15 protein-coding genes are annotated in these 17324 nt (G+C 64.5%); 9 read left to right on the forward strand and 6 right to left on the reverse strand.

The window, feature by feature from the left end:
* Positions 1–388 precede the first annotated feature (388 nt).
* Positions 389–1951, forward strand: coding sequence for a hypothetical protein (locus FXB41_RS13575; protein WP_219682116.1), 1563 nt, complete (start codon positions 389–391; stop codon positions 1949–1951).
* Here the strand turns inward: FXB41_RS13575 and purU are convergent.
* Positions 1948–2811, reverse strand: coding sequence for a formyltetrahydrofolate deformylase (gene purU, locus FXB41_RS13580; RefSeq protein WP_219682117.1), 864 nt, complete (start codon positions 2809–2811; stop codon positions 1948–1950). The two genes, FXB41_RS13575 and purU, sit on opposite strands and share 4 nt — an antisense overlap.
* Positions 2812–2958: 147 nt before the next feature.
* On the opposite strand from purU, the gene FXB41_RS13585 reads away from it, so the two are divergent.
* Complete coding sequence (locus FXB41_RS13585) at positions 2959–3801, forward strand: uroporphyrinogen-III synthase (RefSeq protein WP_219682118.1); 843 nt, start codon at positions 2959–2961, stop codon at positions 3799–3801.
* A 24-nt stretch (positions 3802–3825) separates the two neighbouring features.
* On the opposite strand, the gene FXB41_RS13590 is transcribed toward FXB41_RS13585, so the two are convergent.
* On the reverse strand, positions 3826–4500 hold the full coding sequence (locus FXB41_RS13590) for a Crp/Fnr family transcriptional regulator (protein ID WP_219682119.1): 675 nt from the start codon (positions 4498–4500) through the stop codon (positions 3826–3828).
* A gap of 338 nt (positions 4501–4838) precedes the next feature.
* Between FXB41_RS13590 and FXB41_RS13595 the strand changes: the two genes are divergently transcribed.
* The 6 genes from FXB41_RS13595 to FXB41_RS13620 all read left to right on the forward strand — a co-directional run bounded on the left by FXB41_RS13595 (position 4839) and on the right by FXB41_RS13620 (position 12095).
* Complete coding sequence (locus tag FXB41_RS13595; RefSeq protein ID WP_219682120.1) at positions 4839–5660, forward strand: ABC transporter ATP-binding protein; 822 nt, start codon at positions 4839–4841, stop codon at positions 5658–5660.
* Entirely contained in the window at positions 5657–7588 is a 1932-nt protein-coding gene (locus FXB41_RS13600; protein WP_219682121.1) for a long-chain fatty acid--CoA ligase, read from the forward strand. Before FXB41_RS13595 ends, FXB41_RS13600 begins: the two co-directional genes overlap by 4 nt.
* 220 nt (positions 7589–7808) lie before the next feature.
* Positions 7809–8702, forward strand: a complete 894-nt coding sequence (locus FXB41_RS13605; protein WP_219682122.1) for a branched-chain amino acid ABC transporter permease — start codon at positions 7809–7811, stop codon at positions 8700–8702.
* Positions 8703–8705: 3 nt separating this feature from the next.
* Entirely contained in the window at positions 8706–9779 is a 1074-nt protein-coding gene (locus FXB41_RS13610; protein WP_219682123.1) for a branched-chain amino acid ABC transporter permease, read from the forward strand.
* 46 nt (positions 9780–9825) lie between these two features.
* Complete coding sequence (locus FXB41_RS13615; RefSeq protein ID WP_219682124.1) at positions 9826–11109, forward strand: ABC transporter substrate-binding protein; 1284 nt, start codon at positions 9826–9828, stop codon at positions 11107–11109.
* A 143-nt stretch (positions 11110–11252) separates the two neighbouring features.
* Positions 11253–12095 (forward strand): ABC transporter ATP-binding protein, encoded by an 843-nt coding sequence (locus FXB41_RS13620; RefSeq protein ID WP_219682125.1) that lies wholly within the window; start codon positions 11253–11255, stop codon positions 12093–12095.
* Positions 12096–12160: 65 nt separating this feature from the next.
* Here the strand turns inward: FXB41_RS13620 and FXB41_RS13625 are convergent, their stop codons facing one another.
* Positions 12161–13306, reverse strand: coding sequence for an AGE family epimerase/isomerase (locus FXB41_RS13625; RefSeq protein ID WP_219682126.1), 1146 nt, complete (start codon positions 13304–13306; stop codon positions 12161–12163).
* 98 nt (positions 13307–13404) lie between these two features.
* On the opposite strand from FXB41_RS13625, the gene FXB41_RS13630 reads away from it, so the two are divergent.
* Entirely contained in the window at positions 13405–14628 is a 1224-nt protein-coding gene (locus FXB41_RS13630; protein WP_219682127.1) for a phenylacetate--CoA ligase family protein, read from the forward strand.
* On the opposite strand, the gene FXB41_RS13635 is transcribed toward FXB41_RS13630, so the two are convergent.
* From FXB41_RS13635 to FXB41_RS13645, 3 genes are read right to left on the reverse strand one after another with little or no spacing between them, the layout of a single operon-like run.
* Positions 14625–15722: a DegT/DnrJ/EryC1/StrS family aminotransferase gene (locus tag FXB41_RS13635; RefSeq protein ID WP_219682128.1), complete on the reverse strand. Its 1098-nt coding sequence runs from the start codon at positions 15720–15722 to the stop codon at positions 14625–14627. The two genes, FXB41_RS13630 and FXB41_RS13635, sit on opposite strands and share 4 nt — an antisense overlap.
* Positions 15723–15728: 6 nt before the next feature.
* The gene (locus FXB41_RS41475; protein WP_219682129.1) at positions 15729–16193 is read right to left on the reverse strand and encodes an acyltransferase; all 465 of its coding nucleotides are present in this window, start codon (positions 16191–16193) and stop codon (positions 15729–15731) included.
* The gene (locus tag FXB41_RS13645; RefSeq protein WP_219682130.1) at positions 16190–17251 is read right to left on the reverse strand and encodes a Gfo/Idh/MocA family protein; all 1062 of its coding nucleotides are present in this window, start codon (positions 17249–17251) and stop codon (positions 16190–16192) included. The genes FXB41_RS41475 and FXB41_RS13645 overlap by 4 nt, the downstream gene beginning before the upstream one ends.
* Positions 17252–17324 lie beyond the last annotated feature (73 nt).

Genomic DNA, 17324 nt, shown 5'->3' on the forward strand with positions numbered 1-17324 from the left:
ACGTCTTCCGTACCAACCTGTTACCACGTCCGCCGGCAGGTTCGTCACGCTGCGCGATCGGCGCCGGCGGGACCGCTCAATAGCTCAATAGCACAGCTGCCTCTGAAAGAGCGCAACATCAGGAAAATCTTTCGATTTCCACCAAATATTGGCAATCCGGGCCCGCAACAGGATCCGTCCCTTGCTACTTTGCATGGGGCTGTTTTTCAGAATTTGGGGCCGGCTGGACGAGGAGACCGTCGGTCCTCGACAATGGCTGCTTGATTTGGTGCTCCAGGCCGGATAGCTCAGCTTGCCGGCGTGTGACTGCGCGGGCGCTGCGACTTGAGAGCCATATCACGCGAGCTCATCGCGCGCTTCGAGACTCGATCCATCTGACGACGCACGAATGTCCGCTCCCATCGAACCTCGGTTGAAAGGCAATTCCGGTCTGTACGTGGCAGCCTGGACGACGGCTGCGGCGCTGCTTGCCTGGGGCATCGTGCTGTGGGGGCTCGGCCGCGGCCTCGACGTCACCGACGAGGGCTTCTACCTCAATTCGATCAGCCAGCCTTATCTGTACCCCGCGACCTATACACAGTTCGGATTCCTCCTTCATCCGATCGACCTGCTGCTCGGCGGCGACCTCATCCTGCTGCGCTTGAGCGGCGTCGTGCTGCTGACGCTGGCCGCGGCGTACTTCGTGTCATCGTCCTTCCGTCTGCCCGGCGTCCCGGCGTTGCCGGGCAGCGCGCGTCTTCCCCTCGTGCTCGGCGGCGCGTGCGCGGTGCTGCTGGCCTATTATCCCTGGATCCCGACGCCGAACTACAATCTGCTGAATCTGTTCGGCGTCATGCTCGTCTTCGGCGGCTGGTTCCGGTTTCTGATCATACCGGAACAGGCCGTGCTGCTCGGCTGGCGCCGGTTGGTCGCGATCGCCGCGTTCGCCATCGGCTTTGCGATCGTGGCCCTGGTCAAGCCGACCGCGGCGCCGGTGCTGGCAGTCGGGGCGATGGGATTGACGCTGCCGTTCGGGCGGCGCGCGCTGATCGAGGTGATCGCGGGGGGCGCGCTGTCCATCGGTCTCGTCGTGCTGGCGCTGGTGGCGATCGACGGCGATCTTCCGGCTGCGATCCAGCGCTATCGCAATGTGCTCGTCCTCAACGAGCTCTCCGAGACCGGTCACGACGTTGGTAGCTCGCTGCTGCTCGGAGCGGGAATGCTGCTCGGCGTGGTCGTCGGATATGCGCTCGGCCGCTGGTTGATGCCGAACAGGGATCGGCGCCACCTTGCCGCAATCCTGGCACTGATCCTTGCCCCGCTCGCGCTCGCGCTCGGCACCAATACGGGAATCCTGCACAGCGTCCCGCGCGCCGGCATCTTCTGGGTCGTCGCGGCCGCGCACGTCCTCATCTTCGCCGCGCCCTCGCGCATCCGTTTGCCGCTTGCATGCCTCGCCATGGCGATCTGTTCCACCCTGGTGGCGGCCGTCATCGTGCGGGCGGTGCAGAAGCCCTACCGGCTCAACGGTCCGTTGTGGGCCCAGACCGAATGGATTTCATCCGCAAGCCGCGCGCATTTTGTGAAGGTCGATCCGGTCACGGCGGATTACTTTCGAGCGCTCCTGACCGGCGCGAAAGCCGCCGGCTTCAAGAGAGGCACGCCGGTCATCGACCTCTCGGGCATGGGACCGACGTCAATCTACGTGCTCGGTGGCGCCGCCATCGGACTGCCCTGGATCAACGGAGGCTATTCCGGCAGCCAGGGGCTGGCCGTCTATGTGCTTTCGACCATTCCCCGCGCCGAACTGCGGCGCGCCTGGATCCTCACCTCTCCGGGCGGCCATGGCTACCTGCCCACCGATATCCTGACGGATCTCGGCCTCAAATTTCCGGATGACTATGAGGAAGTCGCGCGCGGGACCACGACCTACATGAACGCGACCCACTTACTCTGGCGCCCGCACAACTAGTCCGTGAACACCACCGTCTTGCGGCCGTTGGGGATGACGCGGTCGTCGAGGTGATAACGGATCGCGCGCGCCAGCACGCGGCGCTCGATGTCGCGGCCCTTGCGCACCAGATCCTCCGGCGTGTCGCGATGGCTGATGCGCTCGACGTCTTGGTCGATGATCGGGCCCTCGTCGAGATCGCGCGTGACGTAATGCGCCGTCGCGCCGATCAGCTTGACGCCGCGCTCATGCGCCTGGTGATAGGGCTTTGCGCCCTTGAAACCCGGCAGAAAGGAATGGTGGATGTTGATGCAGCGGCCGGAGAGCCTGGCCGAGAGGTCGTCGGACAGGATCTGCATGTAGCGCGCCAGCACGACGAGATCGGTCCCGGTCTTGCAGACGAGATCGACGATCTGCCCCTCCTGCTCGCGCTTGGTCTCCTTGATGACCGGCAGATGATGGAACGGGATGTCGCCGAAATCGATGCCGCTATAAACCTCGCGCGGGTGGTTGGAGACGATCGCGGTCGGGATCATCGGCAATTCGCCGGTGCGCCAGCGGTAGAGGATGTCGACCAGGCAGTGGTCGGACTTCGACACCAGCAGCATCACCTTCTTGTGCACGGCACGGTCGCGCATCTGCCACTCCATGCCGAAGCGCTCGGCGATCGCGGCAAAGCCGGTCTGGAGCGCCGACAGCTCCACGGCAAGATCGGCCGCGGTGAACACGACGCGCATAAAGAATTTTTTGGTCTCGACGTCGTCGAATTGCTGGGCGTCGAGAATGTTCTGGCCGTTATGGGCCAGGAAGGTCGATACCGCCGAGACGATGCCGGGTCGATCCGGGCAGGACAGGGTCAGGACATATTGATGATCGGGCATGGCTCTTGATGAAGTTTTGGGCAATGGGGTTGCGGAACGACCCGCGATTTGCGCCCTGCTCTAGCACCGACGCGCCCCTTGCGCCAATCCCGGCGACTGAGTCAGGATGAACGTACGATTGCGATTTTGACTGACCGGAGTTCGCCCATGGCCGACCGCTTGAACGGCAACCGCATCCTGATCCTGGAAACGCGCGAGGAAGCGCAGTTTTCAAAGCTGCTGGCCGAGCAAGGCGCCGAGGTCGTGCAATGCCCGATGTTCACCATCCACGACGCGCCGGACCCCGCCTCGGTCGAGGCCTGGGTCCGCCGCGCCATCGACAAGCCGTTTGACGATCTCGTGCTGATGACCGGCGAAGGCCTGCGGCGGATGATGAACCTCGCGCGCGCACGCGGCCTCGACCAGGCCTTTATCGCGACGCTGGCCAGGTCGCGAAAATTCACGCGCGGCCCGAAGCCCGGCAAGGCGCTACGCGAGAACGGGCTTGAGGCGCAGCAGACCACCGAGAAGCCGACCACCGAGGGCGTGATCGAGATGCTGGGCAAGCTCGACCTCAGCGGACACCGCCTCGGCCTTCAGCTTTATCCGGACAAGGACCACAGCGCGCTGACCGGCGCGCTTGCCGCGCAAGGTGCCGAGGTCGATACTGTGCTGCCATATGTTTACGATTCCAAGGCGGCGGACGCCAACATCGTCGCTGCCATCAACGACATGGCGGAGGGGAGGATCGATGCCATCGCGCTCACCAATCTCGGGCAAGTCCGCCGCCTGATCGAGGCGGCGAAAGCGCATGGCAGCGAAGCGAAACTGCGCGCCGGTTTCGAGCGGACGCTGATCGCGTCGGTGGGACCGGCAGTCTCGGGCGAGCTCGCAGCGCATGGTTTGCGTACGGACATCGCGCCCGCCGATGAGGCCTATTTCATGCGGCCGCTTATCTCGGCGATGGCGGCCGCGCTCGCGAAGAAAGGACCGAAGGCGACCGTGAGGTGAGACGGCCGCGCCTCGCAGCCGTCGCTAGTCCCCATACCCGCGCAGCCGCTCGACATTCAGGATGGTCACCCCGCCATACTCCAGCCGCAGCAGCCCCTCCTTCTCCAGCCGGTTCAGCGCGCGGTTGGCGTTCTGGCGGGACATGCCGGAGAGCGCACCAATCTCTTCTTGCGTAATCTCCAGATGCGCGGTCGATTCCGGATATAGGATCGGGTTGAACAGCGAGGCGATGCCGCGAGCGAGGCGCGCGGTGGCATCGAGCGTCCGATTGACCTCGAGCATGCCGATGAACTGGCCGAGCCGCTCGTTGAGCTGGCGCACCAGGAAGCGGTTGAAGCCGACGCTGTTCTCGAACAGCCACATGAAGGCGATCCGTTCCATCAGCGCGACGCGGCTGTCGCGGAGCGCGACGACGTCGTAACGGCGCAGCTCATTCTTGAGCACACTGCCCTCGCCGAACCAAGCGCCTGCCGTGAGCCCCGCAAGGCTCGTCTCCTTGCCGTCGCGCGAGACCCCGCCCATGCGGGCAAGGCCACTCACCATGCCGGCCCAATAGTCGAATTTGTCGCCGCGCATGAACACGGTCTCGCCTGTGCCGTAGGACCGTTCCGTGATTCCGGCGCGGGCGACCTCGATCTCCGCTTGCGTGAGCTCGCGTGACCACGCGGCAACGCGCTTCAGTTGATCCTCTGAAATCATGATCTAGAAGCCAGCCGCACCTTTTTGGTCACTCCATTCTTCTGTTGCATTGCAACACGATCGTTCCCGCCGCCATCCGACGAAAGATGAAGGCGGCCGCCGTCCAAAAAACTTTGTCGCAGAATTGTCAGGCGGGAGACATTTCAAAATAGCGCTTTCCCCTATTGAGGACCACCTCGGGCGATGCGACTTTTGATCCCAAGCGGGAACGAGAGCGGCGCGGCTCCGGTCGAGACCATCTGCTGCATGGCCTCGCCGGTACGGCCGTACTAGGATCGCTCGACAGGAACGGACGAAGAGCGCAGCTGAATGCGCCATCACCGGGAGGGATCTGTTTGGTGGCTACCAGTCTTGAAGTGCGCGGCGTGTCCTTGCGATTCGGCGGCGTTCGTGCGCTGACCGATGTCGGCTTCGCCATCAGGGAAGGCGAGCTGTTCTCGATCATTGGCCCCAACGGCGCCGGCAAGACCTCGATCGTGAACTGTATTTCCGGCCGCTACAAGCCGACCGAAGGCCAGCTGTTCTACCAGGGCCGCGACATCACCGGCCTGACGCCCAACGCGCGCGCTTCGCTCGGCATCGGCCGCACCTTCCAGAACCTCGCGCTGTTCCACCACATGAGCGTGCTCGACAACATCATGGTCGGCCGCCATCACCTCCTGAAGAACAATTTCCTCACGGGCTCGCTGTACTGGCTCACCGGCGCACGCAAGGAAGAGCTCGAGCACCGTCGCAAAGTCGAGGAGATCATCGATTTCCTCGATCTCCAGTCGGTCCGAAAGGCGCAGGCCGGCACCCTCTCCTATGGCTTGCGCAAGCGCGTGGAGCTCGCGCGCGCCATGGCACTGGAGCCGCGCCTCATTCTCCTCGACGAGCCGATGGCCGGCATGAACTTCGAGGAGAAGGAGGACATGGCCCGCTACATCGTCGATCTCAACGAGGAGTTCGGCATGACCGTGGTGATGATCGAGCACGATATGAGCGTGGTGATGGACATCTCCCGCCGCGTCATGGTGCTGGATTTCGGCCGCAAGATCGCCGAGGGCAATCCGGCCGCCGTGCTCGCCGATCCGCACGTCAGGCGCGCCTATCTCGGCGAGGAGGACGAGGTACTGGTCGATCCCGACGATGCTCCGCCGGCGCAGGAGAGCGCGTCATGATGGATTACGCAGGCCGCGTCGCGCAGGCCGACACCTATCCCAAAATGCTCCGGCTCAATGCGAAGGAGTACGGCAACGAGATCGCGCTGCGCGAAAAGGACCTCGGGCTGTGGCGCCCGTTCACCTGGAATGACTACCAGACGCGGGTGCGCAACTTCGCGCTCGGCCTCGTCGAATTGGGCTTGGGACGCGAGGATGTCATCGGCATCATTGGCGACAACCGGCCGGACTGGGTTGCAGCCGAGATCGCCACCCACGCAATTGGCGGCCTGAGCCTCGGGCTCTATCGCGACGTGCTCGACGAGGAAGCCTCGTATCTCCTCAATTATGGCGAGGCGCAGCTCGTCTTTGCCGAGGACGAGGAGCAGGTCGACAAGCTGCTTGTGCTTGCCGAGCGCGTGCCGAGGCTGAAGCACATCATCTATTCCGATCCGCGCGGCATGCGGAAATACGACGATCCGCGCTTGATGTCGGCGGAGACGTTTGCCGAACTCGGCCGGACGCGGGCTGCGCGCGAACCAGAACTTTACGACCGGCTGGTGGACGCGACCAAGGGCGAGGATGTCGCGATCCTCTGCACGACGTCAGGCACCACCTCGCATCCCAAACTTGCGATGCTCGCGGCCGGCCGTGTGCTCAGCCATTGCGCGACGTATCTCGCTTTCGACCCGAAAGAGCCAGACGACGAATACGTCTCGGTGCTGCCGCTGCCCTGGATCATGGAACAGGTCTATGTACTCGGCAAAGGCCTCTTGTGCCGGATGAAGATCAACTTCGTCGAAGAGCCCGAGACCATGATGAACGATCTGCGCGAGATCGCGCCGACCTTTGTCCTGTTTGCACCGCGCGTTTGGGAATCGATTGCCGCCGACGTCCGCGCCAGGGTGATGGACGCAACGCCGTTCAAGCAGCGCCTGTTCGACATCGGCATGAAGAGCGGGCTTGCCGCGCTCGAACAGGGCGAGCGTTCCGGCTTTGCCGACGCGATCCTGTTCCGTGCATTGCGCGACCGCCTCGGCTTCACCCGCCTGCGTTCAGCCGCAACCGGCGGCGCGGCACTCGGGCCCGAGACCTTCAAGTTCTTCCAGGCGATGGGCGTGCCGCTGCGCACGCTCTACGGCCAGACCGAGCTGCTGGGGGCCTACACGCTGCATCCCGCAGGCAAGGTCGACCCCGACACGACGGGCGTGCCGATGGCCGACAGCGTCGAAATCCGCATCGACAATGCCGACGTCCACGGCGTCGGCGAGATCGTGGTGCGGCATCCCAACATGTTCCTCGGCTACTACAAGAACCCAGAGGCGAGCGTCGCCGACGTCAGGGATGGCTGGATGCTGTCGGGCGATGCCGGCTATTTCAACGACGACAAGCAGCTCGTGGTCATCGACCGCATCAAGGATCTCGCCGAGACCTCGCGCGGCGAGCGCTTCTCGCCGCAATTCATCGAGAACAAGTTGAAGTTCTCGCCTTATATCGCGGAAGCCGTGGTGCTTGGTGCAGGCCGGGACGCGCTCGCCGCAATGATCTGTATCCGCTACTCCATCATCTCGAAATGGGCGGAGAAGAACCGGCTCTCGTTTACGACCTACAGCGACCTGGCCTCGCGGCCCGAGGTTTATGCGCTACTCAAGAAGGAAGTCGAGACCGTCAACGCGACTCTGCCGCCCGCACAGCGCATCTCTCGCTTCCTGCTGCTCTACAAGGAGCTCGACGCCGACGATGGCGAGCTCACCCGCACGCGGAAAGTGCGCCGCAGCGTCATCAACGAGAAATACGAAGGCATCATCGACGCGATCTATCGCGGCCAGGCCGACATCCCCGTGGACACCGTGATCCGCTTCCAGGACGGCACCACGCAGAGGGTGCGGACGACGCTGCGAGTGGTGGATCTCGGCGGACCGGGGCATTTGGCGGAGGCGGCGGAGTGAACTTCGTGGCAATCACAGACGCAATGCGTATTGCTGCGCCCACTCCCCTTGTGGGAGAGGGCATCTCCGCAGCCCGCTCCACCCTCACTTCGGTGAGGGGTCCTCTCTCCGCGCGTTCATTGCGGAGACAACCCCTCACCCGTCTTCGCTTCGCGAAGCCACCCTCTCCCACAAGGGGAGAGGGGAAGAGCGCGCCGGATCTGTCAGCGAGCACCACTTCATGAACACCGCCTTCCTCATCCAGCTCCTGGTCAACGGCCTCGTGGTCGGCACGCTCTATGGCGTGGTCGCGATGTCCTTTGTGCTGATCTACAAGGCTAGCCAGGTCGTCAATTTCGCGCAGGGCGAGCTCTTGCTTGTCGGCGCCTGGGTGTGCTGGACCTTGCTCGCCAAATACCAGGTGCCGTTCTGGATCGGCATGCCGATGACACTGGTGTTCATGTTCGTGTTCGGCATCGCGGTGCAGGTCCTGATCCTGCGGCCGATGATCGGCGAACCCATCATCTCGGTCATCATGGTGACGATCGGCCTGTCCACCGTGCTGCAGGCGACGCTGAAATGGATGTTCGGCGTCAATCCGCAGCCGTTCCCGCGCGTGTTCGAGAGCCAGTCCGTCAGCCTGTTCGGGCTCCAGATCCAGACCGTCTATATCATGAGCCTTGTCGTCTCGGTCGCGATGATGATCGGCATGGCCTGGTTCTTCCGCGCCTCGAAGTACGGACTTGCGATGCGCGCCACCGCGTTCAACCAGCAGGTGGCACAGTCGCTCGGCATCTCCGTGAAAAGCGTGTTCGCGATGGCGTGGGCGATCTCCGCAACGGTCTCGGCCGTTGCGGGCGTCGTCGTCGCCGTCGTGAACGGCGTATCCTCGGGGCTCGCCGCCTATGGCATTAAAGTGTTTCCGGCCGCGATCCTCGGCGGGCTCGATTCCGTCGGCGGCGCCGTGCTCGGCGGCATCATCATCGGCCTGCTCGAAAACATCGCGCAATATGTCGACAGCGAATACCTGCACTGGGGCAATCTCTATGAGATCGCGCCGTTCTACGTCCTCATCATCGTGCTGATGATCAAGCCCTACGGCCTGTTCGGCACCCACGACATCGAACGGATCTGATCCATGGCCGGCCCCGCCCTCATCCCTGCTGGTGATTTCCGCACCTCTTACGCGGCTGACACCACGATCTTCCCGACCACGACCAGCCGCAACTTTGCGATCGTCGGCGTGGTGCTGCTCTGTCTCGTGCCGCAATTCCTTGGTGGGTACTGGCTCAGCATCCTGATCCAGATCGGCATCTTCTCGATCGCCGCGCTTGGCCTCAACATCCTGGTCGGCTTCACAGGCCAAATTTCGATCGGCCACGCGGCTTTCTTCCTGCTCGGCGCCTTCACGTCTGCCTACATCTCCAACAGCGCATCGATCCCGGTGTTCTTCGCGATCCCGCTCGCTGGCGTCGTCACTGCGCTGGTCGGGCTGATTTTCGGCATCCCGGCGGCGCGACTGAAGGGGCTTTACCTCGTCATCGCGACGCTCGCGGCACAATACATCCTGCTCGACTTCTTCTCCCGTGCCGAATGGTTCACCGGCGGCTCGGTGCCGGCCAGCGCCAGTCCGTTCTCGATCTTCGGCTACACGCTGCGCGGCGACAGGCAATATTTCTACGTTGTGCTCGCCTACGTGGTTGCAAGCTACGTCCTCGTCACCAACCTGATGCGCACGCGCGATGGCCGCGCGCTGGTGGCGATCCGCGACCATTATCTCTCCGCGGAGATCATGGGCATCAATCTCACCAAGTATCGCACGCTGTCGTTCGGCCTCGCCGCGTTCTTCGCCGGCATCGCCGGCGCGCTCTATGCGCACTACCAGCTCGTGGTGTCGCAAGAGGGCTTCGGCATCGAACGTTCGATCCTGTTCCTCGCAATGATCATCATCGGCGGCACCGGTTCGATCATGGGTACGCTGATGGGCACCGCGTTCGTGGTGCTGCTGCCCGAGACGATGGAGTTCCTCAGCGTGGCGCTGAAGGGCGGCGCGATCGACAAGGCGCTGTCGCTCAACAACAACATCACCTTCCTGCGCGAGATCGCGATCGGGGTGATCATCATCGCGTTCCTGATGTTCGAGCCCGACGGGCTCGCCCATCGCTGGCGACAGATCAAGGCGTATTGGAAACTCTACCCGTTCTCGCATTGAGCGCGGGCAACTCGCAAACCAACAAATAAACAGGAGGAGGCAACCCATGAAGACAAAATCCCTTTTGAGCACCGCGTCACTTGCGCTGGCGATCGCCGCATTCTCGTCGTGCGCTCAGGCGCAGATCGCGATCGGGCATCTCGCCGATTATTCCGGCGGCACGTCCGACGTCGGTACGCCCTACGGCCAGGCCGTCGCCGACACCTTCGCCTGGGTCAATAAGAACGGTGGCGTCGGCGGCAAGCAGCTCAACGTCGACACCAACGACTATGGCTACCAGGTGCCGCGCGCGATCGCACTCTACAAGAAGTGGTCGGCGCCGGACTCCAAGGTCGCGGCGATCATGGGCTGGGGTACGGCAGACACCGAAGCGCTGACCGGCTTCCTCGCACAAGATAAAATTCCCGATCTCTCCGGCTCCTACGCCGCCGCCCTCACCGATCCCGAAGGCGTCAGCGGCAAGGCCAAGCCCGCGCCTTATAATTTCTTCTATGGTCCGAGCTATTCGGACTCGCTGCGCGCGATGCTGATGTGGGCCGCCGAAGACTGGAAGGCCAAGGGCAAGTCCGGCAAGCCGAAATTCGTCCACATGGGCGCCAACCACCCCTATCCGAACGCACCGAAGGCCGCCGGCGAAGCCATGGCGCAGGAGCTTGGCTTCGAGGTGCTGCCGCCGCTGGTGTTCGCGCTCGCGCCGGGTGACTACAGCGCGCAGTGCCTGAGCCTGAAATCCTCGGGCGCCAACTACGCCTATCTCGGCAACACCGCCGCGTCCAACATCTCGGTGATGAAGGCCTGCAAGACCGCCGGAGTCGACATCCAGTTCATGGGCAATGTCTGGGGCATGGACGAGAACGCCGCCAAGACCGCGGGCGATGCCGCCGACGGCGTGATCTTCCCGCTGCGCACCGCGGTGAGCTGGGGCGGCGATGCGCCCGGCATGAAGACCGTGATGGAGATCTCGAAGATGTCCGACCCGACCGGTAAGGTCTATCGGCCCGTGCACTACATCGCGGCGGTCTGCTCGGCGCTCTACATGAAGGAGGCGATCGATTGGGCCGCCAAGAACGGCGGCGCCACCGGCGAGAACGTCGCCAAGGGCTTCTACCAGAAGAAGGACTGGGTGCCGGCAGGCATGGAGGGCGTCTGCAATCCCTCGACCTGGACCGACAAGGACCACCGCGGCACGCTGAAGGTCGACCTCTACCGCACCAAGATTGCGGGCGCGACCGACGGCGACCTCAACGACCTCATGGCCAAGGGCGCGATCAAACTCGAGAAGGTCAAGACCGTCGAGCTGCCGCGCAAGCCGGAATTGCTTGGGTGGTGAGCCTAGCGCTCACCTCACACACAAATGTCATCCCCCGCGAAGGCGGGGGATCCAGTACGCCGGAGCCTCTCCGTGAGTCCTCAGGCGTCTCTGGAATACTGGGTCGCCCGGTCAAGCCGGGCGACGACAGCGGAGTATGAGGCATGACCGACATTCACGAAGCAGCTGCTCGCCCCTCCCGAACCGTGGTACCCGCGCCGCCTCTCCTTGGCGTGCGCAACATTGAGGTCGTCTATGACGACGTCATCCTGGTGCTGCGCGGTCTCAGCCTCGACGTGCCCAAGGGCGCGATCGTGGCGCTGCTCGGCGCAAACGGCGCCGGCAAGTCGACGACGCTGAAGGCGATCTCGGGGCTGCTCAAGACCGAGGACGGCGAAGTCACGCGCGGCGAGATCCTGTTCGAGGGCGAGCGCGTCAACGGCATCGATCCCGACAAGATCGTCCGCCGCGGCATCTTCCAGGTGATGGAGGGCCGGCGCATCGTTGCCGACATGACCTCGCTGGAAAACCTCAAGCTAGGTGCCTTCACCCGCAAAGACCGCGAGGTCGGTGCCGATCTCGATATGGTCTTCAACTACTTCCCGCGCCTGAAGGAGCGCACCGGGCTTGCCGGCTATCTCTCCGGCGGCGAGCAGCAGATGCTCGCGATCGGCCGCGCGTTGATGGCGCGCCCGAAGATGATCCTGATGGACGAGCCCTCAATGGGCCTGTCGCCGCTGCTGGTGAAAGAGGTGTTCTCGATCATCCAGAAGATCAACCGCGACCTCGGCGTCACCATTCTTCTGGTCGAGCAGAACGCCCGCGCTGCGCTGTCGGTGGCAAGCCATGGCTACATCATGGAGCAGGGCAAGGTCGTGCTCGACGGTACCGCGGACGAATTGCGCAACAACGAAGACATCAAGGAATTCTACCTCGGCGGCGCCGGCGACCAGCGCAAGAGCTTCAAGAACCTCAAGAGCTTCAAGCGGCGCAAGCGCTGGCTTTGACATAGCGTTTTCGAGCAAAGTGGGAACCGGTTCGCGTGAAGAAAACGCGTCAATACAATACACTCTTACTGCAGCACCTGCTCCGCTTCGGTGACTGCGCAGAGAACATGATAGAACGACGACGCAGGAATGGTGTCGATCAGCGATGTTCCGTCGCGATCGAACTGGTCGTACCACCCGCCCCGCACGGGATGGCTGAGATAGTACCGTTCGAGCCGCGCCAGCGCCATGCGCGCCTCGTCCGCCGCGCCCGCCTCGCCGGATTCGGCCTGCGCGATCCACGCCTTCGCGATCTCGGTCTGCGGCCACAGCCGGCGCGTGCTACGGCGAATGCTGCCAGCGTCGTCACCCTCGTCGATCAGGCAGCCGGTGGCCTCGTCGCGATAGCGCAGCGCGGTTTCCAGCAGCTCGGCGCGCCGCTGTCCGGTCGGGCAGCCCGTGATGCGTTCGAACCCCTTCAGCAACCAGACCCATTCCGCCTGGTGGCCGGGCTCGACGCTGACCGGCGCGATCTTCGACCAGTCCTCTTCGAAATATTCGCCGAGCGCGCGCGTCTGCTTGTCGTAGAGATTGGCGAGGAACAGCGCGAAGAACTCGCCGGCGCGGTTCTGGAACGACAAATCGTGGGTCGCGTCGAAGCATGCAATCATCGCCTCGAACAGATGCATGTGCGGGTTCTGCCGGCGCGGCAGCGACACCGGCAAACTCTCGTGAACGCCGCCATGGGGCGAGCGCAGATGGCCGTCGAGGAAGGCCAGCAGCGCGTCGATCTCGGCGCGAATCTGCGCGTCGCGGTCGAGCGCATAGACCGCAGCGAGCGCAAACAGGACGAAGGCGTGGTCGTAGGCATCGCGGCGGGCGTCCAGCACCGCGCCGTCCGGCGTCAGGCAGTGCACGTAGCCGGGCCGGCCGTCGGGCGCCTTGGCCTTGGCCAAGAGGCGCTCCAGACCCTTCAGCGCGACGGCGCGGCCGTCCGAATACCAGCCCATCTGCGCGGCCTTGGCATAGCACCAGATCTGACGCGCCTGCACGAACACCCGCCGCGGCGCGGCCCTATCGGCCGTGCCGTCGCGGCCCAGCCGGTCGACGAAGCCGCCGGCATCCCAGCCGACCGTCGACCACAGCGGCAGCGCCTCCCCGACGAGACGACGCTTCAGGCGCGCGACGACGTCGTCCGTCCCCTCCGCCCCCATGATCCGTTCGTCCGCCAACTCAAGCGCTCCAAGTCACATCACAGCCCACCACAATGGCCGTCTGATAGCTATGCCGGCGGCGGCGCGCAACGGGTGCCAGCCCTCAAGGACCAGCCATGACCGCCCATTACGACGCCCTGGAGACCCGCGCGGCCGCCGCCCGGGAAGCCGAGCTGTTCTCCCGCCTGCCGGACGTCCTGCGCAGCGCGATGGCCGCCCCGGCTTATGCCGAGCGGCTCGGAGGGCTCGACCCGGCCGCCGTGACCGCAAGGGCGGCGCTGGCGCGCCTGCCGGTGCTGCGCAAGTCGGAACTGGCGGCCCTGCACAGGGCCTCGGCTCCCTTCGGAGGCTTTGTGGCGACCGCTCCGGGAAGCTTTGCCCGCCTGTTCACCTCCCCCGGCCCGATCTTCGAGCCGGAGGGGACCCAGGCCGACCCCTGGCGGGGGGCACGTGCGCTGTTCGCCGCCGGCTTCCGGCCCGGCGATGTCGTCCTCAACACCTTCAGCTATCACCTCACCCCCGGGGGCTTCATCTTCGATGCCTCGGCCCGCGCCTTGGGGTGCGCCGTAATCCCGGCCGGCCCAGGCAACACCGAGCAGCAACTCGAGCTGATCGAGGCCTACCGGCCGGTCGGCTACAGCGGCACTCCGGACTTTCTGAAGATCCTACTGGACGCCGCCGCCAGCACCGGGCGCGACGTCTCCTCGATCAAGCGCGCGCTGGTCTCCGGCGCCGCCTTCCCGCCGTCGCTCCAGGCCGAAATCAAGGCGCGCGGCATTGACGCCTACCAGGCCTTCGGCACGGCCGATCTCGGCCTGATCGCCTTCGAGACCGAGGCGCGCGAGGGCATGGTGGTGAACGAGGATCTGATCCTCGAGATCGTCCGGCCCGGCACCGGCGACCCCGTTGCGCCCGGCGACGTCGGCGAGATCGTGGTGACCTCGCTCGACCCGCACCATCCCTGGATCCGCCTCGCGCTCGGCGACCTTACCGCGGCCCTGCCGGGCACGAGCCGCTGCGGGCGCACCAACATGCGCATCAAAGGCTGGATGGGCCGCGCCGACCAGACCACCAAGGTAAAGGGCATGTTCGTGCGCCCCGAGCAGGTCGCCGAGATCGGCAACCGCCATCCCGCGCTCGGACGCCTACGCCTCGTCGTGTCGCGTCAGGGCGAGACCGACGCGATGACGCTGCGGGTAGAGACGGGCGCGGCAAGCGATGCGCTGCGCGACGAGATCGCGGCGAGCCTGCGCGCAGTGACGAGGCTCGGCGGAAACGTCGAGCTCGTGTCGCCCGGAGCGCTGCCCAACGACGGCAAGGTGATCGCCGACGAGCGCTAGAACTCGCGGATCGCGCGGACAACCTCTTCCTGCTGCGCGCGCGTGATCTCGGCGAACATCGGTAGCGACAGGATGCTACCCTGGTCGGCGCAGGCGTGCGGAAACTGCTCTGCCGTATGCTCGAAGCGACGATAGGCCGGCAGCAACGGCAAAGCCGTCGGATAATTGATGGCGGTCTGGATTCCCTTCGCGCCAAGGTGCTTTGCCAGCGCGTCGCGCCTGCAATGCCTAATCGTGTAGAGATGATAGACATGGGCGCGCCCGGCCGCGGCCTGAGGCACCTCGACGTCCTCGACCTGCTTCAGCGCCGCGTCATAAAAAGCAGCCGCGTCCTGACGAGCCCTGGTCCAATCCGCCAGATGCGGGAGCTTTGCCGACAGGATTGCGGCCTGCATGCCGTCGAGACGGCTATTGATGCCCTCGATCTGGTGCTGGTGCTTCACGAGCCCACCGTGGCGGGCCAGCATGGTCATCCGCTCCGCCAAAGCGTCGTCGTTTGTGACGACGGCGCCGGCGTCGCCCATCGCGCCGAGATTCTTGCCTGGATAGAAAGAATACGTTGTGGCCACGCCGAAGGTGCCGACCATCCGGCCCTTGTAGCGCGCCAGATGCGCCTGTGCGCCGTCCTCGATTACCCAGAGGCCGTGCTTGTGCGCGATCGCCATGATCGCGTCCATGTCCGCCGGCTGCCCGTAGAGATGCACCGGGATGATGCCCACGGTTCGCGGCGTGATCGCCGTCTCGATCGCCTTGGGATCGATGGTGAAGGTCACCCCGTCGGTATCGCAGAACTTCACCGTCGCGCCCGCATGCGTGATCATCGCCGACGTCGAGATCCAGGAATGCGCGGTCGTGATGATCTCGTCGCCTGGCTTCACCTTTAGCGCCGCCATGGCAAGGTAGAGCGCATCGGTCCCGTTGGCGCAGGAGACGCAATGCTTGACCGATGTGGCCGTCGCGAAGTCGCGTTCGAAAGCGTCGACATAGCGCCCGCGGATGAAAGCGTTGTCGCGGATCACGCCGGCCACCGCCGCGTCGATCTCGCTTTTGATGTTCTGATACTGGAGCTGAAGATCAGCGAAAGGGACTGCCATGCGCCTCTATCTCCGCGGCACGAGCCGCGCCGGATTGCCGGCATAGGTGCCGGCGACCGTGATGTCCTTGGTCACCACCGCGCCGGCGCCGATCACGACACCGTCCAAGATCCTCACCGGCATGATCGTCGCGTTGGAGCCGATCGACACGCGGTTGCCGATCCGCGTCTCGCGCCACAACTCCTTGCGGCCGCGCGCGGGGCCGCCGGCCGCGAAAGTGTCGTTGATGAACATCACGCCATGGCCGATGAAGCAGTCCTCGCCGATGGTGACGAGCTCGCAGATGAAGCTGTGCGACTGCACGCGGGTACGGGCGCCAATGCCAACGCCCTTCTGGATCTCGGTGAAGGGACCGATGAAGCAATCGTCGCCGATGGTGCAATCATAGAGATTGCAGGGCTCGACGATCTTGACGCCATTGCCGAACGCGACGTCGCGAATGCTGGCCTGATAAAGTTCGGGCTTGCTCACGAGACGACACCGAGGCGGCTGCGGCGCGGCACGAAGCGCAGCGGCACTTCCTGTCCGGTCTCGATCGATTCATAGAGCGCTGAGATCAGCTCCAGGCTCTTGCGGCCCTGCAACCCGTCGACCAGTGCGGCACCGCGATCGGCGAGACATTCGACGACGTGCTGGTAATAGGCCTGATGGCCGAAGCCGTAGACGTTGGGCGGGTTGACGGAGAATTTCTCGATCACTTCCTTGTCCGACGGCCGCTCGTCGACGAAGCGCCAGTGCCGGATCTGGTTCATGGCGAAGCCGCCGACCTCAACCGTTCCCCTTTCGCCGAGGATCGACAGTGACCCCTCGATATCGGCAGGGCGTGCCGCGGTGGTCGCCTCGATGATGCCGAGCGCACCATTGCGGAACTTGAGCGTCGCAACCGCGGTGTCCTCGGTCTCGATCTTCACCAGCGCCGTCGTGCTGCGCGCATGAACGCTGACGACGTCGCCGAAGAACCATTCCAGCATGTCGATGTGATGGCTGGCCTGGTTGGTGAGCACCCCGCCGTCCTGGGCCCAGGTGCCGCGCCAAGCGTCCTGGTCGTAATAGGCCTGGTCGCGGCACCAGCGCACACGGACGGTGCCGAGCACGAGCTTGCCGAAGCGGCCGGCATCGAGCGCCTCGCGCGCCTTGACGATCGGAACATTGAAACGGTTCTGCTTGACGACGAAGAGCTTCACGCCGGCCTCATCGCAGGCTCGGATCATGTCGTCGGCGTCCGAAAGACGCAGCGCCATCGGCTTCTCGACGATGACATGCTTGCCCGCGCGGGCGCAGGCGATCGCGTGCTGCGGATGCAGCCCGCTCGGGGTCAGCACCGCAACCGCGTCGATATCCTTGCGCGCGAGCATTGCGTCGAGATGGTCATGCGCAGCGACCCCGAACCTGTCCGCGATCGCTTCCGCCCGCGCGCGCTGGGAATCGCAGACGGCAACGAGGCTCGCGCCCGCGATGTGATCGCCGCCGAGTAGGTCGGAATGGCGCTTGGCAATGCGCCCGCAGCCGAGCAAGCCAAATCTGATCATGGGACCTCGGTGTTCACTAGGCGCCCCCGAAACAGCAGATCCAGGCGCCCTGCCCAGCATGAGCTATATTAAC

The sequence above is a fragment of the Bradyrhizobium canariense genome, assembly GCF_019402665.1.
Lineage (GTDB): Bacteria > Pseudomonadota > Alphaproteobacteria > Rhizobiales > Xanthobacteraceae > Bradyrhizobium > Bradyrhizobium canariense.